We start from the raw sequence: 25,040 nt of genomic DNA, 5'->3' as shown, positions 1-25,040 counted from the left end.
GCGCCCAAGATCGGCGCGCATTCCGTGACACAGCACACATCCGGTGTGCTAGCTTCCCCGCATGCGCCTCGCCTTCGCCCGGACGCTCGCGGTCATCGCATCCCTCCTCCTGTTTTCGCTGGTCACCCCCGTCGCGAACGCGTCACCACCCGCGAATTGCGAGTGCTCGACGCCGTCGATCGACCGGTACCAGCAGTGGCTCGCCAGCGGTGAGGGCACCACCGTCCCGGCCACCGGGAACCTTCTTGTCCGCGAAGGACACCGGTACACGGCGAAGATCGACTTCCGGAACGCCGAGTGGCACGTGGCCGTGCTGTGGCTCGGGAACCAGTTCGAGGCGCAGGCCGACCTCTCGCGTTCGGCGGGCTTCCGGCTGACCTACCGCGCGTCCGACGACCTCTACGTCCAGCTGCGTCCCGCTTCGCACTGGAGCGGCGGCGACAAGTGGCTCACCCTCGTGCCGTCCACCCACGGGAAACTCGTCACGAGGTTCTTCAGCTTCCGGCCCCGGGCGTGGACGTCACTGCCCGAACTCGGGACGCCCACGTATTCCTTCGCGTCGGCGCTCACCGAGGCCCGCGGCCTCGTCTTCGTCGGCAAGACCCCGAACCGGCTCGAGTTCCGCGGCCTGCGCGTCGACGGCTACCGGCCGCCCTGCCTCTGACGGATGGCCTCCTCGGCCGTCGCGTAGGTCGGGAAGAAGTCCGACAACCCCGTCAGCGCGAACGTCCTGGTGAGCCGGGCCGGCACGGCGACCAGGGCGATCGACGCCTCGGCCGCCTCGGCGGCGTTGCGCGCCGCGATCAGCGCCGAGATCCCGCTGGAGTCGCAGAACGTCACCCCGGCCAGGTCGACCACGAGCAGCTGCCCGGCCGCCAGCACCAGGTCCCCGATCCCGGTGCGCAGCCGCGGGGCGGTCGCGACGTCGAGTTCGCCCCGGACGGTCAGGATCGGGCCCGTCTCCGCGGGTTCGGTCGAGGTCGAGAACGGGCTCGTCATGGCTGATCGCCTCCGGGCAGGGGGATGCTGAACGCCAGCAGGGCGGTGTCGTCGTCGACGCCGTCGCCGAAGCCGGCCAGCAGGGTGGTGACCGCCTCGACCACCGCCGGGGCGGTCGTCGGGGCCAGGCCGGTCAGGTCCTCGCGAAGCCGTTCTTCGCTGTAGCGGGTACGGCCGTTCGTGCGGGCTTCGGTCAGCCCGTCGGTGTAGAGCAGCAGCGTGTCGCCGGGCGCCAGGTGCACGTCGGCCGAGACGAACCGCGCGCCGGGCAGGGCGCCGACCAGCTGGCCGCCCCGCAGCGGCAGGAACCGCGCGGGCCCGGCGGCCGGGATCAGCAACGCCGGTGGGTGGCCCCCGCCGGCCAGGGTGACCGCCGCGTGGTCGCCGTCCGGCCGGATGCGGCCGTTGACCACCGTGCAGTAGCGTGGATCGGTGCTGTGGAACTGCTGCTGCAGCACCGTGTTGAGGGTGTCGAGCGCGACGGTGGGGTCCGGGTCGTGGACCGCGGCCGCCCGGAGCGTGTAGCGCGCCAGCGACGTCACCACCGCGGCCGGGGCGCCCTTGCCCGAGACGTCGCCGAGGAAGAACCCCCACGTGTCGCCGGTGATCGGGAACAGGTCGTAGAAGTCGCCGCCGACCTGGTCGGCCGACGCCGGGTGGTAGTACGCCGCCACCTGCATGCCCGGCACCTCGGCCGGCGCCGGCGGCAGCAGCGTCTGCTGCAGCGTCCGCGCCAGCCGCTGCACGCGGTCGCGTTCCCGCTCGGCTTCGTCGCGCGCCCGCAGCAGCTCCTGTTCGTAGGCGCGCCGGTCGCGCGCGTCGAACACCGTGGTGCGGATGAGCTGGGCCTCGCCGTCGGAGCCGGTCTTGACCGTGGAGGTGACCAGCACCGGCAGCCGGGCGCCGCTCGCCGTCTTCAGCTCGAAGGCGACGCCGCCGAGCTCGCCCTGCATGCGCAGCAGCGGCGCGAAGTGCGTTTCGTGGTAGAGCCGGCCGCCGACGGTCAGCAGGTCGGAGAACCGCCGCCGCCCGACGATCTCCTCGCGCTCGTGGCCGAGCCAGTCCAGCAGGGTCGCGTTGATCTTCGCGATGGTGCCGTCGAGCATCGTCGAAAGGTAGCCGCAGGGGGCGTTCTCGTAGAGGTCCTCCGCACTGTCCTCCAGCAGTGCGGAAAACGCCGGGTCCGCGTCCTCCCGGCCGTTCGCGCCGGCGCCGCACATCATGGGCCGCTCACGAACGCCGTGATCGCGGCCGCGGTGGCCCCGGGGGCGCTGAGCTGCGGGCAGTGCCCGATCGCGTCGAGCGTCACCAGCCGGCTGCCGGCGATCCGGTCGTGGGTGAACTGCCCGACCTCGGGCGGCGCGATGGCGTCCTGCGCGCACTGGACGACCAGCGTCGGCACGGAGACCTCGGCGAGGTCGGCGCGGTTGTCGGAAAGGAAGGTGGCGCGCGCGAAGACCCGCGCGATGGCGGGATCGGTGCGGCAGAAGCTGTTCGTCAGCTCTTCGCCCAGCTCCGGGCGGTCCGGGTTGCCCATGATCACCGGCGCCATCGCCGCCGACCAGCCGAGGTAGTTCGACTCCAGCGCTTCGAGCAGTTCGTCGATGTCCTCGCGGCTGAACCCGCCGCGGTAGCCGTCGTCGTCGAGGTAGCGCGGCGACGGCGTGAGCAGCACCAGCTTGGCGAACCGCGCCGGCTCGCGGTTGGCGGCCAGGACGGCGATCATCGCGCTGACCGAGTGCCCCACGAGCACGACGTCGGTCAGGTCGAGTTCGCGGCACAGGGCGAGGACGTCGTCGGCGTAGCCGTCGAGGGTGCCGTAGCGCTCCGGGGTCCAGGCGGACAGGTCCGAGCGCCCGGCGCCGGTGTGGTCGAACAGCACGACGCGGTAGTGCTCGGCGAGGGCGGGAACGACGAGGCGCCACAGGTTCTGGTCGCAGCCGAACCCGTGGGCGAGCAGCACGACCGGCCCGTCTTCGCGCCCGGTCTCGACGACGTTGTTCCTGGTCCGCATGCTCACCGGCCACATCCTGCCACCCGGGTCCCGGCGGCGTGGGCGGAGCCGTCCCTTGTTTGAGCGCACTCGAAAGTGGGTACTGAGCAGGGTTGCGCCCGCGTGGGCTGCGGCGGCCCCGGCGCCCGGCTACCGTTCCGCGCATGGGTTTGAGCATCCGCAACCAGCTCGACGGGACGGTCTCGGCCGTCACCCCGGGCGAGGCGATGGCGACCGTGAAGGCGCGCCTGTCCGGCGGGCAGGAGATCACCGCCGCCGTCACGCGGGAGGCCGTCGAGGACCTCGCCCTCGCCGAAGGGACGGTGGTGCGCGCGCTGGTCAAGTCGACCGAGGTGTCGCTGGCCACCGGACCGGTCACCGGCATCAGCATCCGCAACCAGCTGCCCGGCCGGGTCACCGCCGTCACGGCCGGAGGCGCGATGGCCACCGTCAAGGTCGCCGTCGACGGCGGTGAGCTCACCGCGTCGATCACCCGGGAAGCCGTCGCCGAGCTGGGCCTCGAAGCGGGCACCGCGGTGGTCGCGCTGATCAAGTCGACGGAGATCTCGCTCGCCACCGGCTGATCGGCCCGAAACCGCCGCTTTTGCGGATCTCCCTCGAGCCGCGGACTCCGCCACCGGCCGTTACGTGCGCGGACTGGCCGAACTCTGCCTGTTCAGCGTCGGCGACCCGGTGAACGCCAGCAGTGCCCCGGCGGTCGCCGCCGGGTCTTCGAGGATCGGGGAGTGGCCGACGCCGGCCAGCGGCACGACCCGCGCGCCCGGCACGGCCCGGTAGGCCGCGAGAGACGTCGAAGGCCGCCAGCGCCGGTCGTCCTCGCCGAAGAGCACCAGCACCGGCTTGCCCAGCGCCGTCAGCCGCTCCGGGACCGGTTGCCGCATCAGAAATTCGACGGCTCCGCGTTGGGCCGCGGTGAACCCCTCGAAGGTCATCCCGCGCACGTCCGCCACGAGCGTCGCCGGGGCGACGTAGCCGGGCCTGAACGCGGAACTCATAGCGTCGCGGACCTGCTCGTCGGTCAGCGCCGCCCACTGCCGCGGTCCGAACGCCGTCTGCGGGCCGATGTAGGTGTCCATGGCCGGTCCCGTGTTCACCAGCACGAGCCCGGTCACCAGGCCGGGCCGCTCCTCGGCCAGCGCGGTCGCGACCAGCCCGCCGGTGGAGTGGCCGGCGACGACGGCGTGCCCGATGCCGAGCCGGTCCAGCTCGGCCCCGGCCCGGTGGGCCTGCTCGGGGACGCCGTAGCCGGCGTCGGCCGGCTTGGCCGAGGAGCCGTGCCCGAGCAGGTCGACCCGGACCACGCGGTGGTGCTCGGTGAGCAGGGGCAGCAGGGCGTCCCAGGACCGGACCGACGAGGCGGATCCGTGGACGAGGAGGAGGGGCGGGGCGTCGCGGGGACCGTCGTCGGTCACGTGCAGGTTCGTCATGCGCCGAGCCTGCCCGGGCGGCCGGGCCGCCGGCTTGGACGAATGTTCCGCGTAGCTTGGAGCCATGGCCGAGGCGCTGTGGGACATCGCCCGTCCGGTGCGCCCCGGCCGGGTCGCCGGGGCGGCGATGGCGGGCTTCCGCGACCGCGGCCGCACCCCGGCCGGCCTCCGGCTGATCCCGCCCCCGGCCGTGACACTGGCCGTGATCTTCGGGACCGGGAGCGTCGCTGTGGCCGACGCCGCCGGCCGCCGGCAGCGGGGGAGCGTCGTCGCCGGGCTCGGTTTCGGCACGACGCGCATCACGCACGCGGCGGACTTCGCCTGCGTGCAGGTCCGCCTGCCGCCGGTGGCCGCGGGCGCGGTCCTCGGCGTCCGCCCCGGCGAGCTGGCCGGGTTCGTGACCCTGGACGACCTGTGGGGCCGGGAAGCGGCCCGGCTCGCCGAGCGGCTGAGCGAGATTTCGTCGTGGGACGAGCGGTTCGCGTTGACCGACGCGCTGCTCGCCCGCCGCGGCGAGACCGGCCCGGAAGCCGACCGCGAGGTCGCGTGGGCCTGGCACCGGATGGTCCGCACCCGCGGCCGGGTCCGCGTCGACGAGCTGGCCGCCGAGGTCGGCTGGAGCCGCAAGCGCCTGTGGTCCCGGTTCCAGGCGCAGACCGGGCTGCCGCCGAAGCGCGCGGCGCGGCTCGTCCGTTTCGACGACGCCGTCCACCGCCTGGTCGCGGGCGGGGACCCGGCCCGCGTCGCGGCCGACGCCGGCTACGCCGACCAGTCCCACCTGCACCGGGACGTCCGGGCGTTCACCGGGATCACCCCGGCGGTCGTGGCCGGTGAGCCCTTCTTGACGATCGACGACATCGCTTGGCCGTCGCCGCCAAGGGGTTGAGCCGCCGGTCTGTCGCAAGTGGACGGTCGAGCGGACCGCGGTGGGGCACTGGTCCGCTTCGCTGCCGGGTTACTGTGCGGGCTCGAGTGGAAGTCCGAAATGCCCGGTACCTATCTTTTGTCCTGTACGACGAAAGTCGGTACCGCGGGCAGTGCCACGGGATCACGCTCGGGCGCACCGGATCACCCGACCCCACCGGCGCGGCCATCCCTCGTGCCGGTCTCCCCGTGAAAGCGAGTACCGGCATGCGCACAAGACACTTGCTCGCCCGCAGCGCCACCGCGCTGGTGGCCACCGCCGCGGTCGCCGGCTTCCTGACGAGCCCGGCCGGCGCGGTCACCATCGACGGCTACTCACCCGACGTCCAGCGCGACGCCGTCGCGTCCCTCGCCGCGGAGGCCGGCGTCAGCGAGTCCGCCGCGGTCGCGCTGCTGCGAACGCAGTCCGCGAGCGTCGAAACCCTGCACCAGGTCACCGCCGCGCTCGGCGCGCAGGCGGTCGACGGCTACCTCGACGCCGCCGCGAAGCCCGTGGTGAACGTGCTCGACCAGGCCGCCGCCGACCGGGTCACCGCGTCGGGCGCGCAGGCCCGGGTCGTCAAGCACTCGAGCGCGGCGCTCGCGGGCGCGCAGAACGCCCTGCAGGCGCTGCCCGCGGTCGCGCACACCTCGGTCGGGCTCGACCCGAAGTCCAACCAGGTCGTGCTGACGGTCGCGGACGCGGCCAAGGGCACCGACTCGCTGCTGACGGCGGCCGCGTCGCTCGGCGACCGTGTCCGGGTCGAACGGGTCGCGGGCGAGATGCACACCGCGATCTACAACGGCGAGGCCATCACCGGCGGCGGCACGCGCTGCTCGGTCGGCTTCAACACCAACCGCGGCGGCCAGAACTACATCCTCGACGCCGGGCACTGCACTCGTGCGGTGTCGCAGTGGAACGTCGGCCCGTCGCAGGGGTCGAGCTTCCCGGGCAACGACTACGGCCTGATCCGCAACACCACCGGCAGCGCCCCCGGCGCGGTCACCCTGTGGAACGGCTCGACGCAGCGGATCAGCTCGGCCGGCACCGCGACGGTCGGCCAGCGGATCAGCAAGAGCGGCAGCACCACGCACCTGACGTCGGGCTCGGTCACGCGCACGAACGTGACCGTGAACTACGCCGAGGGCTCGGTGTCCCAGCTGATCCAGACCGACGCGCTGGTCAACCCGGGCGACTCGGGCGGCTGCCTGTTCGCCGGCAGCGTCGGCCTCGGCATCACGTCCGGCAAGGGCACCGGGACGTCGTTCTTCCAGCCGGTCGGCGAGGCGATGAGCGCCTACGGCGTGAGCCTGAACTGAGGCTCGGCTAGTCGCGGCGGCTGCGGCCGAAGGCCATCCGGTAGATCACCAGGATGATCAGCGCGCCGAGGATCGCCAGGCCCCACGTGCGGAGATCGAAGAACGTGCCGAGATCCGTGTGGAAGAGGGTCTTGCCGACCCAGCCGCCGACGAACGCGCCGCCGATGCCGAGCAGGATCGTGATGATGCAGCCACCCGGGTCCTTGCCCGGCATGAGGGCCTTCGCGATCAACCCCGCGATGAGCCCGAGCACGATCCAGCTGATGATGCCCACGGGTGCCTCCGTCCGCCTGTCTTCCTGACCGCAAGAGGATGGCAGGCGGACGGCCCCGCGGCGCGGTGAGCCACGCCGACGTGATCGGATTCTCAGCCGGCGAGCGGCCGGTAGCCGGAGCAGAGGACGCGCAGCCAGCCGATTTCGCCGTTTCGCACGGTGTAGTACGCCTGCTGCTCGACGAGGTGGTCGGCGCCGTCGCGCTCGACCCGCAGCCGGTAGGTGACGCGCTCGCAGTCGGCCACCCGGCCGGTGGTGACCGAGCACAGCTCGTGGATCGTCCGGTCGGGGCCGAACCAGCGGCCGAAGATCACGTCGTCGACGATCTCCGCGGGATCGGTGGCGTTCCAGTGGCGGCCCGGGGTCAGCGCGGCGAAGTCGACTTCACCGGCCAGGACCGCGTGCAGCCCGGCGGAGTCTCGGGCCGCGAGGGCGTGGGCGAACTTCTCGCCTGCGGTGGTCATGGCGTCAGTAGCTGAACGTCGTGACGGGTTCGTCGCCGATCCACTCCCACATCGGCACGGTGCCGCCGAGGGAGGCGTTGGCGACCAGGCCGTCGTCGGCGAGGTGGCGGGCGGTGAAGCAGATCGGGCAGACCAGGAACCGGCCGCCCGCGGCTTCGTAGCGCTTGACGAGGTCGGCCAGCGGCGGGCAGCCCTCGCAGGCCGTCGCCCGGGCGAACCCGTCGAGGGCGAGGCGGACCGCCTCCTTGGTGAGGAACATCAGGGTCTCGCGGTGCTGTTCGGCGGCGCCGACCGCGACGAGGAACGCGACGGTGACCTTCTCGGGGTCTTCGAGTCCGGTGGTGAGGCTGACGACGGCTCGGGTGGGCATGGCGGGCTCCTTTCGACGGGCCTCAGCCTCGTGTCCGCCCGCCCGTGCGCGCATGGGGCGGATGCCTCATCTTCCGGGCAGGCCGGCGATGCCGTGTTCGAGCGCGAACAGCCCGGCGCCGGTCCGGTTGGACACGCCGGCCTTCGCGTAGATGTGCTCGACGTGGTTGCGGACCGTCTTCTCGCTGATCGACAGCGTCCCCGCGATCTCCCGGTTCGACCCGCCGCCGGCGAGCAGCCGCAGCACCTCGACCTCACGGCTGGTCAGCCCGGCGGGGTGGGACGTCCGGCGGCGCGCGTGCCCGGCCGCGAGCAGCACGGCGTCGACGGCGTGAGCGTCCAATCGGGACTCCCGCGCCTGCTGCCGCAGGATCTCGGCCGCGTCGACGGCGTCGCGCGCCGGGCGGTGCGGCCGCGGTTCGCGCAGCGCGTGGTAGACGTCGGCGGCGGCGAGCAGCCGCGCGTGCGGCGTCAGTGCCGCGCCGGCCGCGCCGAGCGGGTAGCCGGAGCCGTCGAGCCGTTCGTGGTGCGCGGCGGCGACCGCGGCGACCTGCTCCAGCCCGGTGACCCGGCGCAGGATCCGGCCGGTCAGGTAGGGGTGCAGCCGGACGCGTTCCCGCTCGGCTTCGGTCAGCGGGCCGGGCTTCTCCCAGATGCTGTTGGGCACGCCCATCCGGCCGAGGTCGTGCACCAGCCCGGCCCGCCGCACGAGCCGGACGTCGGGCTCCGGGAGCCCACTGTGGCGCGCGGCTTCGGCGGCGAGGTCGGCGACCCCGCGCGAGTGCCCGATCGCGAAGGGGCACTTGAGGTCGGCGAAGTCGCCGATCGCGGTGAGCAGGTCGTCGAGCTCGTCGTCGGTGAGCGTCCGGTCGCGGTCGGGGGCCTGGTCGAGGGCGGCCGTCCAGACGTCGTCGTCGAGCAGTCCGTCCAGGATTTCGCTTGCGGCGCCGGTGAAGGCGGCGACGACGGCGGGGTCGAACTGGCGGCCGCTGCGGGCCCGCGCCATGGCTCGTGCCGCGGCGACGCCACCGCGACGCAGGTGGACCTCGGCGACCTCGGCGAGGTGCACGACCCGCACTTCGATCGGCAGCCGGTCACCGCGGGCGCCGGCGGGCAGGCCGCTGCCGTCCCAGCGTTCGAAGGTGCCGGCCAGCGCCCGGGCGACGGCCTCGTCGAGCCCCAGCCGGTCCGCGAGCCGCCCGGCGGAGGAGCAGTGCGAGTGGATGAGCTCGGCGAGCCGCCCGCGGGCGTGGAGGAGGAAGGCCGCCGCGACGATCCCGCGCGCGACGGGCGTCCGATCGCGGCCGGCGTGCGCGGCGAGCAGGCGCAGGAAGGGCAGCCCGGCCCAGTCGACGCGGTAGGTGGCGGACCGGAAGGCGATGTCGTCGCCGAACCAGGCGGCGAGTTCGTGCGAGTCGGCGTGACAGCCGATCCAGGCGACGAGGGTGGCGTAGTAGGTGGTGCCGCGCTGTTCGTCGTCGAGCCCGAGCCGATCGGCGAGCCGGGTGGCGATGAGCGCGGACCGCAGCATGTGCTCCATGGGCTGCCCGAGCCCGAGATCGATGGCGAGCGAAAGAGCGGCGAGCACCTCCGCCCGCCGCGGCCCCTTCGGCTGGATGGCCATGGCGACGCCTTTCGTTCCGCGGAAAGCGTGCCACCGGGGCGGGCTGGTGGCCAAGCTGCTCCGTCCGGGTGACCATCCGTAACGACCCAGTAGCTCTCGGAGACTGACTCTGCGGTGACCCGACGAAGAGGAGCCGTGGATGAAGATTGACCTGTTCAACGAGATCCAGAACCCGCGGCCCTGGCCCGAAGGGCACGAACAGCTGCGGTTCCGGCAAGCCATCGAACAGGCCGTCCTCGCCGACGAGCTGGGTTACGGGTGCTGGTGGCAGGTCGAGCACCACGGCGCGGGGGAGTTCAGCCTCTCCTCCGCGCCCGAACTGATGCTCGCCGCTCTCTCGCAGCGGACCAGCCGGATCCGGCTCGGGCACTCCGCCGTGCTCGCGCCCGGGCGGTTCAACCACCCCATCCGCGTCGCCGAGCGGGCCGCGACGCTCGACCACCTCAGCGGCGGGCGCGTCGAACTGGGGCTGACCCGGTCGACGATCCCCGAGTGGCGCCTGTTCGGCATCGAGCCCGACGACGCGCGCGCCCAGACGCAGCAGGCCTTCGAGATGGTGCCGAAGATGTGGACCTCCGAACGGTTCACCCACGAGAGCGACGCCTACCGCGTCGACGGCGTCGGGATCGGACCGAAGCCGCTGCAGAAGCCGCACCCGCCGCTCTGGCAGGCGGCGGCGAGCCCGGCGTCGTTCGAGGAGGCCGGCCGCCGCGGCGTGGGCGTGCTCGGGACGACCATGTGGGAGTCCCTCGAACGCGCGGGCCGCTTGGTCGGCCTGTACCGCGCGGCGGCCGCCGCGTGCACCGACCCGGTCGGGGCGTTCGTCAACGACCAGGTCGGCTTCTTCACGTTCGTCCACTGCGCGGACACCGACGATGAGGCCATGCGCAACGGCGCGGCGGCCGCGGCGGCGTGGTACACGGTGACGGCACTGACGTTCTTCGAAGCGGCCACGGAGTTCGTGCGCGCCAACGCCCGCAACGAAGAGCTGGTGAAGTCCCCGGGCCTGACGGGCGACTTCCTGCGCGGCGAGGCGGCGAACGCACCGTCGGAGGCGAACCTCCTCATCGCCCGGATCCTGCAGGGCGAGCAGGTCCCGGACGAGGAGGTGTTCGAGGTGCTGAGCGCGCAGGACTCGCTGATCGTGGGCAGCCCGGAGACGTGCCGCAAGAAGCTGCGCGCGTACGCCGAGCTGGGCATCGACCGGATGATGTGCCTCCAGCAGATCGGCGGCATCCCGCACGACAAGGTGCTGAAGAGCATCCGGCTGATCGGCGAGCTGATCCCCGACCTGGCCTGAAAGTCGTGAATGGCACATTGACGGACGCCAAGTCCCTCGATGTGCCATTCACGGACTTACGCCGTGAAGCCGCCGTCGACCGGGATGACCACTCCGCTCAAGTGGCTTGCCCGGTCGCTCAGCAGGAACGCCGCCGTCGAGCCCACCTCCGCCCCCGTGCCCGCTTTCCGCAACGGCGTCGCCGCGATCCGGGCTTCCACGCCGCCCGGGATCGTGCGGCGCAGCTCGTCCAGCATCGGGGTCTCCGTCGGGCCCGGGGCCAGCACGTTGACGCGGATGCCCAGTGGCCCGAAGTCGTGGGCGGCCGTGCGGGTCAGGCCGATCACCGCGTGCTTCGTCGCCTGGTACGCGCCCATGCCCGGGCTGCCGCGCAGGCCGCCGATGCTGCTCACGTTCACGATCGACCCCGACCCCTGCGCCTCCATCACCGCGACCTCCGACCGCAGGCACAGCCACGTGCCCTTGACGTTCACCGCCATGATCCGGTCGAAGTCCGCTTCGGACACCCGGTCGAGGCGCCCGCCGCCGCCCATCGCCGCGTTGTTGAACGCGCCGTCGAGGCGGCCGAAGCGGGAGACCGTCGCCGAAACGAATGCGTCCACATCGGACGCCGAGGTGATGTCACCCGTCGTGTAGGCGACGTCGTGGTCGGACAGCTCCGCGGCCAGTTTGGCCAAGGGCTCTTCGTTGCGCGCCACCAGCATCACCGAAGCGCCGTCCGCGGCGAACACCCGCGCGGCTTCCGCGCCGATGCCCGAACTGGCCCCGACGACCAGGACCACCTTGCCCGTCAGCAAGCTCATGCCGCTCCTCCTCGCAGTGCCAGCATCGCGCGCGCGTCGGCCGGCGTGGCGATCGGCTTCCCGAGATCCTCCACCACCGCCCGGATCTTCCGGACCTGCTGGGCGTTGCTCTCCGCGAGCTTGCCCTTGCCGATCCACAGGCTGTCCTCCAGGCCGACCCGCACGTGCCCGCCGAGCCACGCGCTGTGCGTGCCGAACCCCAGCTGGTCGCGCCCGGCGGCGAACGCCGAAAAGCAGTAGTCGTCGCCGAACAGCTTGTCCGCGATCCGCACCATGTGCTCCAGGTTCGCGTGGTCGGCGCCGATCCCGCCCAGGACGCCGAACACGCCCTGGATCAGCAACGGCGGTTTCGCCAAGCCCAGCTCGGCGAAGTACGCCAGCGAATACAGGTGCCCGATGTCGTAGCACTCGTACTCGAACCGCGTCCCGGACTCGCCGAGCGTCCGCAGCGTGTGCTCGATCTTGTCGAAGGTGTTCACGAACGGCTTCGAGTACGTGTTGAGCACGTACGGCTTTTCCCAGTCGTGCTTCCACTCGGTCACCTTGTCGGCGATGCCGGAGTAGACGAAGTTCATCGACCCCATGTTCATCGACGCGAGCTCCGGCCGCAGCCGGTAGGCGGCCGCGAGCCGTTCGTCCATCGTCATCGAGGACGCGCCGCCCGTCGTGATGTTGATGACGGCATCGGATTCCGCGGTGATCCGCCCGACGATCTTCTCGAAGACGTCGGGATCGGGCGTCGGCCGGCCGTCCGGCTCGCGGGCGTGCAGGTGGACGATCGCCGACCCCGCCTCGATCGCCTCCAGCGCGGCGTCGGCGACCTCGTCGGCGGACAGGGGCAGGTGCGGGCTCTGCGACGGGATGTTCACCGAGCCCGTGATCGCGGTGGTGATGATGACTTTTTCGGCCGTGCGCATCAGTTCTCCTCCCAAGCGAGTGCGCGGTAGGCATCGAGCTTGACGTCGTCGAGCGGGCCGACCAGCGTCAACGCGACCTGGGTGGCGCCCGCGTCGTACTGCGCCCGCACCGCTTCGCGCACCTGGTCGGGGGTGCCGTAGGCGACGAGCGCGTCGAGCAGCCGGTCGGAGCCCGGCGGCGCGAGGTCGGCGTCGGTGAAGCCGAGGCGTTTGAGCTTCGCGAGCTGGTGGGGGAGCGTCAGGTAGTAGGCGAGCCGGTCCCGGGCGACCTCGCGGGCGGCGGCGCGCGACCGGCCCACCACCGCCCACTGGACGACGGACAGGAACAGGTCGCCGATCGTTTCGCGCGCCCACCGGGTGTGTTCCGGCGTGACGAGGAACGTGATCAGCCCGTCGGCCCGCTCGGCGGCCAGCCGCGTGATCCCCGCCGAGTACGCGCCGAGCACCTTCGGCACCCCGGACGCCACCTTGTCGACGCCGTCGAGGTACTCCCGCAGGAACGGCAGCGGTCCGACCCCTCGTTCGCGGACCGCGCCGCTGACCCCGAGCCCCAGCACGTACCGCCCGGGATACCCGGCGGCGAGGTCCCGCGCCGCCGAGCCCGCCGACTTGGGCACGCGCTCGAGGGCCCGCGCGACGCCGTTGCCGACGATCACCCGCTCGGTGGCGGACAGGACCAGCGCCGCCGTCGTGAACGCCTCGCGCCCGGTGACCTCGGGGATCCAGACCATCCGGTGGCCGTACTCCTCGAGCGTCCGCACGAACCGGATCACACCGTCGTGATCGAGGCCGTCCAGTTCCGAGATCGACAACGCCGTGCGTGGCAGCGAAAGCGTCATGAATCCGCTTCCCGGAAGGCCGTGACCAGGCTGCGAGCGGCCTCGGCCAGCATCGTCGTGTCGTTGCTGAGCAGGACGAAGTCGCACCCGTCCCGCACGGCCCGCGCGGCTTTGTCCGGAACGCCGCCGAACGCGAGCCCGCACTTCTTCCCGGCGTCGTGCGCGGCCGAGATCGCCGAGGCGATCAGGTCGAGCACGTCCGGCGACGTGGGTGTCGAGCCCATCGACATCGACAGGTCCGCCGCCCCGACGAACACCGCGTCCACCGTGTCCAGCGCGAGCATCTCCGGCGCGGCCTTGATCGCTTCGACGCTTTCCAGCTGCGGGATGCACAGGACGTCGTCGTTGCCGGCGGTCAGGTATTCCGCGTTCGGCTTCAGCCCCCACGAACCGGCCCGGCTGGTGCCCCCGGCGCCGCGGACGCCGTGCGGCGGGAACCGGCACGCCCGCCCGACGGCCGCCGCCTCTTCGACGGTGTCGACGTGCGGCACCAGGATGCCCATCGCACCCGCGTCCAGGATCTTCTGGATCGTCGACAGCGTCTTGTCCGGCACCCGCACGATCGGCGTCATCCCCAGCGCGGCGGCGGTGTTGATCAGCCGGTACGCCGTCACCAGGTCCAGGGGCGCGTGCTCGAGGTCGACGACGACGAAGTCGAACCCGGCGAACGCCATGATCTCGGCCGGCTCGGTCGAGGCGATCTTCAGCCAGGTGCCGACGGGGGTGTGCGGGCGCGTGAACAGCCCGCCTCCGGTACGGCCGCTCACGGCATCGGGTAATCGTCGGCGTTCAACACCCAGCCCGGTTTCTCCGAGAAGTCCACCCGCGGCGGGCTGAAGATGTCGATCAGCTGGTTCACGCCCGGGTCGCTCGCCGCGGACGTGTGCACGGTCGGCGGCGGGATGACCGTGACCGACGGGCTGCCGATCCGCACGTGCTCGTCCTCGCGCCAGGTCGTGCTGTCGGGCAGCCACGGCGTCCGGATGTGGTGCACGTATTCCCCTTGCACGGCCAGGGAAAGCTGCTCGAAGTCGTCGTGGTGGTGCGGCGAGAGCTTGCGCGGGTCGCGCGGGCCGTCCTGCAGCGGCAGGAAGTTGACCATGAACGACCGCGTCCGGAAGATCCGCCCGAACCGCTTCGGGTCGTCCGGGACCTCCGACAGCGGGTAGAAGCGGACGCGCTCCTCGGCGGGCGCCGGCCAGCGCTCCAGCAGCGTGACGCGCGGGTGGTCCTGGGCGTAGGCCCCGGCGTTGGCGACGCGGTCCCGCCACGCGGGTTCGGTGGCTTCGACCAGCCGCACCAGCGGCCCGTCACCGTGGACGCTGATCCGCGACGCGCCGGGCGGGACCACGACGAGCCCGGGGGAGTCCACTTTGGTCGCGCCCTCGGAAGTGAGCACGGTGAACGCGGGGGAGGCGTCGGTGACGACGATGGCCAGCTCGCCCTCGAGGGTCCCGTTGTCGAGATCGTCGCCGTCGCGGGCGTCGGTGTGGACAAGGATGATGTTCTGCGCGCGGACCACCGGGGTTTCCCGCAGGTCGAGGTACTGCGCGGCGGTGATCGTGGCGCCGCTGTCGGGCCGGGCCGCGGTGGCCAGGGCCGAGCGGGGATCGTCCTTTTCGTACACGAGCGGGTCCTTTCAGGCGTCGAGGTTCAGCAGGTATGTCGGGTTGTCGCGGACCATCCGCCGCAGGTCCTTCTCCGGCAGGCCGAGGTCGAGCAGTGCCTCGCCGACGCGCAGCCACGCGTCGACCGGTTTCGGGTTGGCCTTCTGGCCGAAGTCCGACGCGAGCACCGTGTGCTCCGGGCCGAGCGCCTCGATCCAGGTCAGCAGGTTCTTCGGGTCCCACTTCTGCGTGCCCTCGGGGTCGTACATACCGACCTCGTGCTCGATGAACGCGCCGAGCTCGATCAGCTCGCGGCACAGCGCCGGGTCGGCGCCGATCACGAAGTCCGGGTGGCTGACGACCATCCGCTTCATGCCGCGCTCGTGCGCCTCCTGGAACAGCGTCTTGATGTACTCGGGGTACATGTGGCCGCCGTTGAGGACGGCCTGCTGCTCCTTGATCTCGTCGAGGATCTCGAGCGCCTCGGGCTTGAGCGCGCCTTCGCCGTCGACGATGTCGATGCGCTCCAGCGTCAGCGGGACGGTCGTGGTCGGGAAGGCGCCGTCCTCGGGGTGGCAGTCGATGTGCCGGCCGGAGGAGATGGTCGGGAACCAGACGACCTTGCCGCCCATCCGCAGGGTCATCCGCACCGCGTGCACGTTGAGCCCGCCGACGGTGCTGTTCAGCGCGATCCCGCCGAAGGCCTGCGCCTTGACCTCGGCGAGGCGGCCCTTCATCGCGAGGACGTCCATCTGGGTGTTGTGGTGGTGGGACTTCGCGACCATGGCGCGCATCCCGATGCGCGCGCCGTCCTGCGCGGCCTCGACGTGGTCGAAGCGGCGGGGGAACGGGCTCGGGCCGGAGTGGACGTGCATGTCGACCAGGCCGTCCAGGACGGCGGCGATGGCGGGGCTCATCAGCGTGCCTCTCGTTCGCATTATGAAGTCAAAGTTCACTATAAGACCGTCTGTCAACCCTGTGACCGCTCTTGTGTTCACGGTTGGCGGTATTTAGAGTGTCTGACGTTCGCTTCGTGAACACTAGGTTCGAAAACGGAGGACGCCGATGTCCACACCGCCCGACGCCGCGGAGGCGGCCGTTCGCCCCGGCACCCCGCACGGCCCGGACCCCGCGAAGGTGCGCGCCGCGGTCCGCGGCGGAACGCTCGCCTACTTCGTCGACCAGTTCGACATCTACCTGCCGATCGTCGTGCTGGCGCCGGCGACCGTGTACTTCCAGGCCGCGAACCTCAGTGCGAGCACGACGGCCCTGCTGGCGTCCCTGGTGTTCGCCTCGACGCTGATCGGCCGCCCGCTCGGCGCGATCATCTTCGGCCACTTCGCCGACACGGTCGGGCGCAAGCGCACGACGCTGGTCGCGGTCGGCGGCTTCGGCGTCATCACGCTGCTGACCGCGTGCCTGCCCGGGCACGAGACGATCGGGACGTGGTCCGTCGGCATTCTCATCGCGCTGCGGTTCGTCGACGGCATCTTCCTCGGCGGTGAGTACACGACGGCCGTCCCGCTGGCGATGGAGTGGAGCCCGAAGCACAAACGCGGTCTCTACGCTTCGATCATCACGTCGACCTCGCCCGCCGCGTACGCGGTGATCGCCGCGATCACGCTGCTGATGCTGCAGCTGCTGCCCGCCGCCGGCCTGCACAGCGCGTACGTCCAGTGGGGCTGGCGGATCCCGTTCTTCGTCGGCGCGCTGCTGGCCGCGGTGCTGTTCCGCTACTACCTCAAGCAGGTCCACGAACCTCCGGTCCAGCTGACCGGCGAGAAGCACAAGCTCCCGTTCCTCCGGCTGCTGAAGAAGTACCCGCGGGCGCTGGGCCAGGTCTTCATCCTGATGACCGGCACGTGGCTCGCGACCAACATGGAAGCGGCCGTGACGCCGGCGCAGCTGAAGGCGCACCTGGAGCTGTCCAGCAAAGAGGTCACGCTGACGATGCTGGTGATCAACGCGTCCGCGGCGCTTTCGTACCCGCTGTTCGGCATGCTGTCCCAGCGCATCGGGCGACGGCGGTTCTACATCGGCTACGGCCTGGCGATGGTCGTGCTCGGCGCGGGTTCGTACACGCTGCTGATGGCTTCGGACGGCGGCTTCGGCGCGGCGCTCGGGTTCGGCGTGCTGATCGGCGTGTTCACCGTCGGCACGTTCGGCCCGATCGCGGCCTACCTGACCGAGCGGTTCCCGGCGAGCATCCGGTCGACCGGCTACGGCGTCGGCTACAGCCTCGCGCTCATCGCCCCGGCGTTCTACCAGTTCTACCTGCAGCGGTTCGACGGGTTCATGCCGGCGCACCTGGCCCCGGGTGTCCTGATCGTCCTCGCCGGCCTGCTGATCAGCCTCGGCGGCTTCCTCGGCCCGGAGACCAAGGACGTCGACATGTCCGACGACAGCACGATCCCGAAACTGTCCTGAGTGGACGGTGTGGAAGTCGGGGGACTGGTCACCGCCAACCCGGTGTGGGTCGGCTCGTCCGAGCTGACCATGACCCTGGAAGGGATCACCGCGTGCGTCGACGCGGGCGCCGGGGCGGTGGTGGCCAAGTCCGTGAACGAAAGCGCGGCGGCCCGCGAGCAGCTGGCCATCGCCGACTACGCCTTCGTTTCGGCGGCCGGCGAGGTGCGGCCGCCGGGGGTGGCCCGGGCCGGGGACGGACTGCTCAACCGGTCCGGGCTCGCGGCCGTCGAGCTCGACGACTGGCTGGCGATGCTGGCCGCGGCGGTCGCGTACGGCACGTCCCGGGGGTGCCCGGTGGTCGGCAGCATCACCCTGGGCGACCCGGCCGCGGCCGCGCGGATCGGCCGGGCGCTGGCGTCGGTGGTCCCGGCGGTCGAGCTGAACATCGGTGCCCCGCACGGCCGTGAGGCCCGCGCGGTGCGGCAACTGACCGAAGCGGACGGCGTGGCCGACGCGGTGCGCACCGTGCGGGCCGCCGTCGGCGTCCCGTTGTTCGTGAAGCTGCCGGGCCAGGCATCGGACGTCGTCGCGCTGGCCCGCGCGGCCCGCTCGGCCGGTGCCGACGCCGTCGGCCTGGTCGGCCGCTATCCGGGCTTCCTGCCCGACCTCGACGGCGGTGCGGTGCTCGGGTCGTGGGGCGCGTGGAGCTCACCGGGGTGCCTGCCGATGAGCCTTTACTGGGTGGGCAAGGCTTTCCAGCGGCTCGACGTGCCCTTGATCGGGACGAACGGCGCCCGCACGCCCGCCGACGTCCTGCGGTTCCTCGCCGCCGGCGCCCGCGCGGTCGAAGTCGTGACGGCGTTGTGGACCGGCGGTCCCGCCGTCCTCCGGGAGCTGGTCGACGGCGTCTCCGGTGTCACCGAGGACTTCATCGGCCGCGCGCTGGCCGGGACGCGCGAGTACGCGGACGTCGCGCCGCTGCCGGCGCTGGCGTGGCTGCCCTACACCGCGCGCTGGAGGTCGTCGGGCCGGTAGTGCCCGCCCAGCTCGTGGGTGAGTTCGCGCGCGGTGTCGACCACGACCCGCAGCTCGGGCGTGTCGTCGCCCATCGACAGCGTGTTGTCCGGGCCCACGATCGCGATCGTCGCGCAGATGCCGTACTCGTCGAAGACCGGCGCCGCCACGGCCACGATCCCCGGCGTGCTCATCGCCGAGCAGTGCCCGGCCTCGCGGACCCGGTCGACGTCGGCGCGCAGCTCGTCGCGCGCGGTGCCGGACAGGTTGCCGATCAGGCGTTCCATCGACAGCTGGTCGGCGTGGTAGGCGAGGAAGACCTTGCTCTGCGCGGTGTCCAGCGGCAGGTGGCTGCCCACCCGCACGGACACGATGACGATCGTCGAGGCGTTCTCCTCGACCCGCGAGACCACCGGGCCGGTGAGGCCCCACAGGCTGAGCACGACGCTGGTCTGCGTGGCGCGGGAGAGCGCCTGCATGTGCCGCGGCGCGAGGTTGACCACCCGGCGGTGCCCGATGGCGAACGCGCCGAGCTGCAGCAGCAGCCCGCCCGGCACGTACCCGCCCTCGTTGCTGCGCTCGAGCAGGCCGGCCGCGACGAGGGACGTGCAGTACCGGTAGGCCGTCGTGCGGTTGAGGCCGAGCCGTTCGGCGACCTCGCCGGCGGTGACTTCGGGCGTGGCCGGCTCGAACAGCGACAGGATCTGGCTGACCCGGCTCACCGCCTGGATGTCCGCCTGGTCGGCGCGGGTGTCCGGGGACCGCGTCGGTTTGGTCACGAGGGCCTCCGCCGAAAGTCTGGTACCGCTGTTCGAATGGTGAACACAGGCTACCGGACGTCGATCGGGTTACCGCTCCACGACATTCGTTGTCACTTCGTCAGGTCTAGACATCCGATGGCTGACCGACTTAGTCTGGCGAGCGTCCACCCCGTCTCGCCGCCGCCGGGTTCGTGGCCGCGGTCCGCCACGAGGGAGCACCATGCCGATCCGCGCTCTCGTCTTCGTCGCCGTCGCCGCCCTTTCGGTGGCGCTACCTGCAAGTTCTCCGGCCGCCGCGGCCGACGCGTGCAGCGGGCCGATCCGGCCCGCGACCATCATGACCGTCCGGACGTGCGACAGCCCGAGCCGGATCGTCGCCAAGGCCGCCGCCGTCGTTCCGCGGAAAGGTCAGCTCGCCTGGCAGCAGCGGCCGGTCACGGCGTTCACGCACTTCGGGATGAACACCTTCACCGACCGCGAATGGGGTTCCGGTGCGGAGAAGGAGGCGGTGTTCGACCCGCCGGTCGTCGACACCGCCCAGTGGATGCGCTCGCTGAAGGCCGCCGGCGTCACGCAGGTGATGCTCACCGCCAAGCACCACGACGGTTTCGTGCTCTACCCGACCCGCTACACCAACCACTCCGTCGTCGCGAGCCCGTGGTGCGCGGCGCCGGCCCGGGACACGGCCGAGGCCGACCGCGCGCAGGACCCCTCCGCGTACTGGCAGACGCGGGCCGAGTGCGTCAACCCGCGTACCGACGTCCTGCGTGACTACGTCGAGTCGGCGCGCGCGGCCGGGCTCAAGGTCGGCGTCTACCTGTCGCCCGCCGACGGCGCCGAGCTGCCGAAACAGTTCTTCGCCGACGAGGTGCGGCGGATCGAGGCCAAGGTCGCGGCCGGGCAGCCGCTCAGCATCGAAGAACAGGCCACCTACGAAGACCGCGCGAGCGCGCCGCAGGGCCAAGGCCGCTACGGCACCGGCAGTGCCGTGACCCGCCGGACCATCCCGACGCTGGTGCCGCACGACGACCGCGCGGCCGCGCTCGCCGCCGGGAAGCTGCCGGAGTTCACGGTCGACGAAGACGACTACAACGCCTACTACCTCAACCAGCTCTACGAACTCTTCACCCAGTACGGCCCGATCGACGAGCTGTGGCTCGACGGGGCGAACCCGTGGCGCGACCACGGGATCAGCGAAACCTACGACTTCACCACGTGGTTCGAGCTGATCCACGCGCTGTCGCCGGACACCGTCACCTTCGCCGGGCCCGCGGGCGTGCGCTGGGTCGGCAACGAGGCCGGGCAGGCGCGCGAGACCGAGTGGAGCCCGCTGCCGACGACCGGCGACCCGAACACCGCGCACAACGAAGAGCTGTTCCTCGGTGGCGCGACCGCGGCCGATCTGGGCTCCCGCGAGAAGCTCGCGGACCCGTCGGTGCGGTACCTGCAGTGGGCGCCCGCCGAGTCCGACGTCTCGATCCGGCCCGGCTGGTTCTTCCACCCTTCCGAACAGCCGAAGTCCGCGGCGCAGCTCGTCGACCTCTACCGGCGCACGGTCGGGCGGAACTCGTCGCTGCTGCTCAACGTCCCACCCGGCCCGGACGGCCGGATCGCGCCCGCCGACACCGCCGCGCTGGCCGGCTTCGGCGGCGCGATCGCCCGCACCGAGGCCCGCAACCTCGCCGTCGGCGCTCCCCGCGCGGTCACGGACTCCTCGCTGACCACGGCGGAACGCCTGGACCGCCCGCTCGACGTGCGGCTGCCCCGGCCGGTGACGTTCGACCAGATCCGCCTCGGCGAGGACATCACACGCGGCCAGCACGTCGAAGGCGCGTACGTCCAGGCCGAGATCGGCGGCACCTGGCAGACCCTCGCCACGGTGACCACGATCGGCTACACCCGCCTGGTCACGCTGCCCGCGCCGGTGACCGCTTCGCACTTCCGCGTCGTCGTCACCCAGTCCCGCGCCACGCCGTACCTGGCCACCTTCGCGCTGTACCGCACCGCCGTCTGAAAGGGAGCCATGATCCGAGCCCTGTTCGCCGCCGTCGTCACGGTGTCCGCCACCCTCACCGTCACCGGATCCGCTGCCGCAACCGGCGCGCTCCCCGTCGTCTCACCCACCCCGCAGCAGATCAGCCGGACGTCCGCGGACGTGCCGCTGCCGTCGTCGGTCGTGCTCGCCACGGACGCCACCACCGATCCGGCGGCTGCGGATCTGCTGACAGCTTCGCTGCACGACCACGGCGTCACCACCGGCCGCCACGGGCTGGTCATCCGCCTCGGCGGTGCCGGTCGCGACGTCCCGGAGCAGGCCGAGGGGTACGCGCTGAGCGTGTCCCGTTCGGGCATCACGATCGCCGGCCGCGACGGCGCCGGTCAGTACTACGGCGTGCAGACGCTGCGGCAGCTGTTCGTCCGCCAGGGGCACGGCTGGGCGGTGCGCGGCGCGTCCGTGCGCGACTGGCCGAACATGGCCCTGCGTGGGGCGATCGAGGGCTTCTACGGTCCACCGTGGACGACCGCGGACCGGCTGCGGCAGATCGCGTTCCTCGGCGAGGTCAAGGCCAACACCTACATCTACAGCGCCAAGGACGACACCTACTTGCGCGCCCGGTGGCGTGACCCGTATCCCGCCGACGAGCTGGGCACGCTCGGGCAGCTCGTCCGGTCGGCCGCGGCGCACCACGTCGAGTTCACCTACGCGCTGTCGCCCGGCGTCTCGATCTGCTTCTCGTCGCCGGCCGACGTCGCCGCGGTCGAGGCGAAGTTCCAGTCGGTGTACGACCTCGGCGTGCGATCGTTCTCGCTGCCGTTCGACGACATCTCGTACACGAAGTGGAACTGCGAGGCTGACCGGACGGCGTTCGGCGCCCCCGGCCAAGCCGCGGCGGGCAAGGCCCAGGTGTCGCTGCTCAACACGATCACCGAGCGGTTCGCGAAGACCCACGAGGGCGTCCGTCCACTGCAGACCGTGCCCACCGAGTACAGCGACTTGAAGGACTCGCCGTACAAGACCGAGCTGCGCGAGCACCTCGACCCGTCGGTGGTCGTGCAGTGGACCGGGACCGACGTCGTCCCGCCGAGCGTCACCACCGGCGAAGCCGCGCAGGTGTCCACTGTGTACGGCCGGAAGGTGTTCCTCTGGGACAACTACCCGGTCAACGACTACGGCCAGTCCGCCGGACGCCTGCTGCTCGCGCCCTACGCCCAGCGTGAAGCCGGGCTGTCGAAGTACCTGAACGGAATCGTCTCGAACCCGATGAACCAGGAGGCGGCCAGCGAGGTGGCCGAGTTCGGCGCGGCGGACTTCGCGTGGAACGACGCCGGCTACTCGCCTGCGCGGTCGTGGCCGAAGGCACTGGCGCGGCTGGCCGGCGGTGACGCCCGCGCGACGGCGGCGTTGACGGTGTTCGCCGATCTGGAGCACCTGGCGCCGACGTTCGGGCCCACGCCGTGGCAGCCGCAGGCCCCGGTCCTGGCCGCGAAGGCCGCGTCCTTCTGGCAGCGCTGGAACGCGGGGGACCACCGCGCGCTGTACGACCTGCGCGCCTACGCGGTCCGGATCCGCGACGCCGCCGGCGTCATCCGCGCCGGCCGCGTGCAGAGCGCGTTCGTCACCGACGCGGGCCCGTGGCTGGACGCGACCGCGCTGTGGGGCGACGCGATGGTGACCCGTCTCGACGCCCTCGCAGCCGCTGCCCGGGGTGAGCACGCTCGCGCTTCGCGGCTCACCGAGGCCGCCGACACCCTGGTCACGCGGGCGACGGCGGTCAAGACCGGCAACACCAACCGCTGGGGCATCCACCAGGCGCTGGTGGGCGACGGCGTCCTCGACACCCTGCTGGTCCAGCTTCGGGAGCGGTCATGACCTCGGTGAGCAGGCGGACCTTCCTCGGCGGCGCGGCGGCGATCACGGCGGGCGCGGTCCTCGCCGGCCCGGCGGGCGCGGCCGGCCGGCGCGGCCTGAGCGTGTCCGGCGAGCAGTTCTTGCTCGACGGCAATCCGTTCCAGATCGTGTCGGGCGCGATCCACTACTTCCGCATCCACCCGGACCAGTGGCGTGACCGCCTGTCGCGGCTGAAGGCGCTGGGGCTGAACACGATCGAGACGTACGTGCCGTGGAACTTCCACCAGCCCCGGCCCGGCCGCGCGGACTTCACCGGGTGGCGCGACCTGCCCGCGTTCATCCGGCTCGCGGGTGAGCTCGGGTTCCCGGTGATCGTCCGGCCCAGCCCGTACATCTGCGCGGAGTGGGAGTTCGGCGGCCTGCCCGCGTGGCTGCTGGCGGACCGGAACCTGGAGCTGCGCTGCGCGGACCCGGCGTACCTGAAGGCCGTCGACGCGTGGTACGACCAGCTGATCCCGCGTCTGGTGCCCTTGGAGGCCCAGCACGGCGGCCCGATCGTGGCGGCGCAGATCGAGAACGAGTACGGCAGCTACGGCGACGACACGAGCTACCTCGCCCACCTGCGCGACGGCCTGCGCGGCCGGGGCATGACGAGCCTGCTGTTCGCGGCGGACGGCGCGTCCGAGTTCTTCATGCGCTTCGGCTCCCTGCCGGGGACTTTGGAGGTAGGAACGGGCGACGGCGACCCCGCGCCCAGCGTGGCGGCGATGAAGAAGTTCCAGCCGGGCAAGCCGGTCATGATGGCGGAGTACTGGGACGGCTGGTTCGACCACTGGGGCGAGCGGCACAACACCCGCGACCCGGCGCAGATGGCGTCCTATGTGGACACATTGTTGGCCACGGGAGCGTCGGTGAACCTGTACATGGCTTGCGGCGGAACGAACTTCGGCTTCACCGCGGGCGCGAACACGTCGGGAACGACGTACCAGCCGACGGTGACGAGCTACGACTACGACTCCCCGGTCGGCGAGGCCGGCGATCTGGGCGCGAAGTTCACGGCGTTGCAGCCGGTCCTGCGGAAGTACACGAAGGTGCGAGCCCCGGCGCCGCCCCGGTCCCCGCGGCTGTCCCCGCAGACCGTGACGGTGCCGGAAGCGGTGTCGTTGCTGGACTCGCTGCCGGCGCTGTCGTCACCGGTCCGCTCGGCCCAGCCGCTCCCGATGGAGCGGGTCGGGCAGTCGACGGGGCTGATCCACTACCGCACGACGGTCCGCGGCCCGCATTCAGGACCGTTGAGCATTCACGGCCTGGCCGACCGGGCGTCGGTGTTCGTGGACGGGAAGTTCCTGGGGGTCCTGGACCGCAACCAGCCCTCGGGGACGGTGGACCTCAGCCTGTCCGAGCCGACAACGCAGCTGGACATCCTGGTCGACGCGATGGGCCGGGTGAACTACGGCCCGTACCTGGCAGACCGCAAGGGTATCGACGGCTGGGTGGCGATGAGCACGCAGCAGAAGCTGTTCGGCTGGGAGATCCGCCCGCTGCCGCTGGACGATCTGTCGGGGCTGCGGTTCACGGGCGTGCGGGCCGAGGGGCCGACGTTCCACCGGGCCACGGCGGTGGTGGGGGAGCCCGCGGATGGGTTCATCGCGTTGCCGGGGTGGGAGAAGGGGGTTGTCTGGCTCAACGGGTTCAACCTCGGTCGCTACTGGGAGGTCGGACCACAGCGGACGTTGTACGCGCCGAAGCCGTTGTGGCGCCGGGGAACGAACTCGATCGTCGTCCTCGAGCTGCACCAGCCCGGGACGACGATCGAGCTCCGCCCGGAGGCCGACCTGGGCTAGCCGGCGAAACCCACGTACAGGAACGCCAGCACCGAGCCCGGACCGACGAGCAGGCAGATGCCCAGTCCGCCGAGCAACGGCTCGTCGTCCCGGTACATCTTCACCATCAATCCGACGGCCACGGCGACAGCGGCGAGAAGCAGGATCAACATGACAACGGACAAGGGGGGTTTCCTTCGCACAGCAGTGAACACGGCGCCGGACAAGGCGTCGTGGAACGGAGTCAGCTCGCGAAGGCAGGCGGAGCGCGGGTTGACCGCGAGGTCGGGAGTGCGACGGTCCGGAGTGCCACGTCGGGGCGT

At 71.8% G+C, this 25,040-nt stretch carries 26 protein-coding genes; 10 read left to right on the top strand and 16 right to left on the bottom strand.

Annotated features, from left to right (window positions below; genetic code table 11):
• Window positions 1-61 precede the first annotated feature (61 nt).
• The gene (locus BLV96_RS08575; RefSeq protein ID WP_208608176.1) at window positions 62-664 is read left to right on the top strand and encodes a hypothetical protein; all 603 of its coding nucleotides are present in this window, start codon (window positions 62-64) and stop codon (window positions 662-664) included.
• On the opposite strand, the gene BLV96_RS08570 is transcribed toward BLV96_RS08575, so the two are convergent.
• Genes BLV96_RS08570 through BLV96_RS08560 form a run of 3 tightly spaced genes read right to left on the bottom strand, consistent with a single transcriptional unit; the run spans window position 643 to window position 3,019 of the window.
• Entirely contained in the window at window positions 643-999 is a 357-nt protein-coding gene (locus BLV96_RS08570; protein ID WP_086681392.1) for an STAS domain-containing protein, read from the bottom strand. The two genes, BLV96_RS08575 and BLV96_RS08570, sit on opposite strands and share 22 nt — an antisense overlap.
• Entirely contained in the window at window positions 996-2,222 is a 1,227-nt protein-coding gene (locus BLV96_RS08565) for a PP2C family protein-serine/threonine phosphatase (protein ID WP_244180102.1), read from the bottom strand. Before BLV96_RS08565 ends, BLV96_RS08570 begins: the two co-directional genes overlap by 4 nt.
• Entirely contained in the window at window positions 2,219-3,019 is an 801-nt protein-coding gene (locus tag BLV96_RS08560; RefSeq protein WP_086681395.1) for an alpha/beta fold hydrolase, read from the bottom strand. The genes BLV96_RS08565 and BLV96_RS08560 overlap by 4 nt, the downstream gene beginning before the upstream one ends.
• Window positions 3,020-3,156: 137 nt before the next feature.
• Between BLV96_RS08560 and BLV96_RS08555 the strand changes: the two genes are divergently transcribed.
• Window positions 3,157-3,576, top strand: a complete 420-nt coding sequence (locus BLV96_RS08555) for a TOBE domain-containing protein (protein WP_086681398.1) — start codon at window positions 3,157-3,159, stop codon at window positions 3,574-3,576.
• 60 nt (window positions 3,577-3,636) lie between these two features.
• Here BLV96_RS08555 and BLV96_RS08550 read toward each other — a convergent pair whose 3' ends face one another.
• Window positions 3,637-4,440: an alpha/beta fold hydrolase gene (locus BLV96_RS08550; protein WP_086681401.1), complete on the bottom strand. Its 804-nt coding sequence runs from the start codon at window positions 4,438-4,440 to the stop codon at window positions 3,637-3,639.
• A 64-nt stretch (window positions 4,441-4,504) separates the two neighbouring features.
• Between BLV96_RS08550 and BLV96_RS08545 the strand changes: the two genes are divergently transcribed.
• Window positions 4,505-5,326, top strand: a complete 822-nt coding sequence (locus tag BLV96_RS08545; RefSeq protein ID WP_208608175.1) for a helix-turn-helix domain-containing protein — start codon at window positions 4,505-4,507, stop codon at window positions 5,324-5,326.
• Window positions 5,327-5,571: 245 nt separating this feature from the next.
• Window positions 5,572-6,663, top strand: coding sequence for a S1 family peptidase (locus BLV96_RS08540; protein ID WP_086681404.1), 1,092 nt, complete (start codon window positions 5,572-5,574; stop codon window positions 6,661-6,663).
• A gap of 7 nt (window positions 6,664-6,670) precedes the next feature.
• Here the strand turns inward: BLV96_RS08540 and BLV96_RS08535 are convergent, their stop codons facing one another.
• The 4 genes from BLV96_RS08535 to BLV96_RS08520 form a co-directional block, all read right to left on the bottom strand.
• On the bottom strand, window positions 6,671-6,937 hold the full coding sequence (locus BLV96_RS08535; RefSeq protein WP_086681407.1) for a GlsB/YeaQ/YmgE family stress response membrane protein: 267 nt from the start codon (window positions 6,935-6,937) through the stop codon (window positions 6,671-6,673).
• Between the two features lie 92 nt (window positions 6,938-7,029).
• On the bottom strand, window positions 7,030-7,401 hold the full coding sequence (locus BLV96_RS08530; protein ID WP_086681409.1) for a hypothetical protein: 372 nt from the start codon (window positions 7,399-7,401) through the stop codon (window positions 7,030-7,032).
• A gap of 4 nt (window positions 7,402-7,405) precedes the next feature.
• On the bottom strand, window positions 7,406-7,771 hold the full coding sequence (locus BLV96_RS08525) for a DsrE family protein (protein WP_086681412.1): 366 nt from the start codon (window positions 7,769-7,771) through the stop codon (window positions 7,406-7,408).
• Between the two features lie 66 nt (window positions 7,772-7,837).
• Window positions 7,838-9,394, bottom strand: coding sequence for an HD domain-containing phosphohydrolase (locus BLV96_RS08520; protein ID WP_086681414.1), 1,557 nt, complete (start codon window positions 9,392-9,394; stop codon window positions 7,838-7,840).
• Window positions 9,395-9,533: 139 nt separating this feature from the next.
• Here BLV96_RS08520 and BLV96_RS08515 point away from each other — a divergent pair, with 139 nt between their 5' ends.
• On the top strand, window positions 9,534-10,694 hold the full coding sequence (locus BLV96_RS08515) for an LLM class flavin-dependent oxidoreductase (RefSeq protein ID WP_086681417.1): 1,161 nt from the start codon (window positions 9,534-9,536) through the stop codon (window positions 10,692-10,694).
• Between the two features lie 56 nt (window positions 10,695-10,750).
• On the opposite strand, the gene BLV96_RS08510 is transcribed toward BLV96_RS08515, so the two are convergent.
• The 6 genes from BLV96_RS08510 to BLV96_RS08485 are packed head-to-tail and all read right to left on the bottom strand — an operon-like array spanning window position 10,751 to window position 15,777.
• Entirely contained in the window at window positions 10,751-11,497 is a 747-nt protein-coding gene (locus BLV96_RS08510) for an SDR family NAD(P)-dependent oxidoreductase (RefSeq protein WP_086681420.1), read from the bottom strand.
• The gene (gene kce / locus BLV96_RS08505) at window positions 11,494-12,414 is read right to left on the bottom strand and encodes a 3,5-dioxohexanoate:acetyl-CoA acetone transferase (RefSeq protein ID WP_086681423.1); all 921 of its coding nucleotides are present in this window, start codon (window positions 12,412-12,414) and stop codon (window positions 11,494-11,496) included. Before kce ends, BLV96_RS08510 begins: the two co-directional genes overlap by 4 nt.
• Window positions 12,414-13,253, bottom strand: a complete 840-nt coding sequence (locus BLV96_RS08500; protein WP_086681426.1) for an LLM class flavin-dependent oxidoreductase — start codon at window positions 13,251-13,253, stop codon at window positions 12,414-12,416. Before BLV96_RS08500 ends, kce begins: the two co-directional genes overlap by 1 nt.
• Window positions 13,250-14,020 (bottom strand): HpcH/HpaI aldolase family protein, encoded by a 771-nt coding sequence (locus tag BLV96_RS08495; RefSeq protein WP_086681429.1) that lies wholly within the window; start codon window positions 14,018-14,020, stop codon window positions 13,250-13,252. Before BLV96_RS08495 ends, BLV96_RS08500 begins: the two co-directional genes overlap by 4 nt.
• Window positions 14,017-14,880 (bottom strand): cupin domain-containing protein, encoded by an 864-nt coding sequence (locus BLV96_RS08490; protein ID WP_086681432.1) that lies wholly within the window; start codon window positions 14,878-14,880, stop codon window positions 14,017-14,019. Before BLV96_RS08490 ends, BLV96_RS08495 begins: the two co-directional genes overlap by 4 nt.
• 12 nt (window positions 14,881-14,892) lie before the next feature.
• A complete protein-coding gene (locus BLV96_RS08485) occupies window positions 14,893-15,777 on the bottom strand; it encodes a DUF6282 family protein (protein ID WP_086681435.1) in 885 nt (294 codons plus the stop codon).
• A gap of 148 nt (window positions 15,778-15,925) precedes the next feature.
• Between BLV96_RS08485 and BLV96_RS08480 the strand changes: the two genes are divergently transcribed.
• Window positions 15,926-17,287 carry an MFS transporter gene (locus BLV96_RS08480; RefSeq protein WP_091388948.1) on the top strand — a complete coding sequence of 454 codons (1,362 nt, stop codon included), beginning with the start codon at window positions 15,926-15,928 and terminating at the stop codon, window positions 17,285-17,287.
• The gene (locus BLV96_RS08475) at window positions 17,288-18,304 is read left to right on the top strand and encodes a dihydroorotate dehydrogenase (RefSeq protein ID WP_086682232.1); all 1,017 of its coding nucleotides are present in this window, start codon (window positions 17,288-17,290) and stop codon (window positions 18,302-18,304) included.
• On the opposite strand, the gene BLV96_RS08470 is transcribed toward BLV96_RS08475, so the two are convergent.
• Window positions 18,271-19,062: an IclR family transcriptional regulator gene (locus tag BLV96_RS08470; protein ID WP_086682234.1), complete on the bottom strand. Its 792-nt coding sequence runs from the start codon at window positions 19,060-19,062 to the stop codon at window positions 18,271-18,273. The genes BLV96_RS08475 and BLV96_RS08470 overlap by 34 nt on opposite strands.
• 202 nt (window positions 19,063-19,264) lie before the next feature.
• Between BLV96_RS08470 and BLV96_RS08465 the strand changes: the two genes are divergently transcribed.
• Genes BLV96_RS08465 through BLV96_RS08455 form a run of 3 tightly spaced genes read left to right on the top strand, consistent with a single transcriptional unit; the run spans window position 19,265 to window position 24,738 of the window.
• The gene (locus tag BLV96_RS08465; RefSeq protein WP_091388946.1) at window positions 19,265-21,058 is read left to right on the top strand and encodes an alpha-L-fucosidase; all 1,794 of its coding nucleotides are present in this window, start codon (window positions 19,265-19,267) and stop codon (window positions 21,056-21,058) included.
• Between the two features lie 9 nt (window positions 21,059-21,067).
• Complete coding sequence (locus tag BLV96_RS08460) at window positions 21,068-22,915, top strand: glycoside hydrolase family 84 protein (protein WP_086681982.1); 1,848 nt, start codon at window positions 21,068-21,070, stop codon at window positions 22,913-22,915.
• A complete protein-coding gene (locus BLV96_RS08455; protein ID WP_086681979.1) occupies window positions 22,912-24,738 on the top strand; it encodes a glycoside hydrolase family 35 protein in 1,827 nt (608 codons plus the stop codon). Before BLV96_RS08460 ends, BLV96_RS08455 begins: the two co-directional genes overlap by 4 nt.
• Here BLV96_RS08455 and BLV96_RS49715 read toward each other — a convergent pair.
• Entirely contained in the window at window positions 24,735-24,902 is a 168-nt protein-coding gene (locus BLV96_RS49715; protein WP_158104218.1) for a hypothetical protein, read from the bottom strand. The genes BLV96_RS08455 and BLV96_RS49715 overlap by 4 nt on opposite strands.
• Window positions 24,903-25,040 lie beyond the last annotated feature (138 nt).

Origin of the sequence: Amycolatopsis pretoriensis (genome assembly GCF_900107925.1) — a bacterium.
GTDB classification, from domain to species: Bacteria; Actinomycetota; Actinomycetes; order Mycobacteriales; family Pseudonocardiaceae; genus Amycolatopsis; species Amycolatopsis pretoriensis.
Note: the sequence above shows the minus strand (reverse complement) of the source record. Positions and strands in the feature narration are given on the sequence as shown.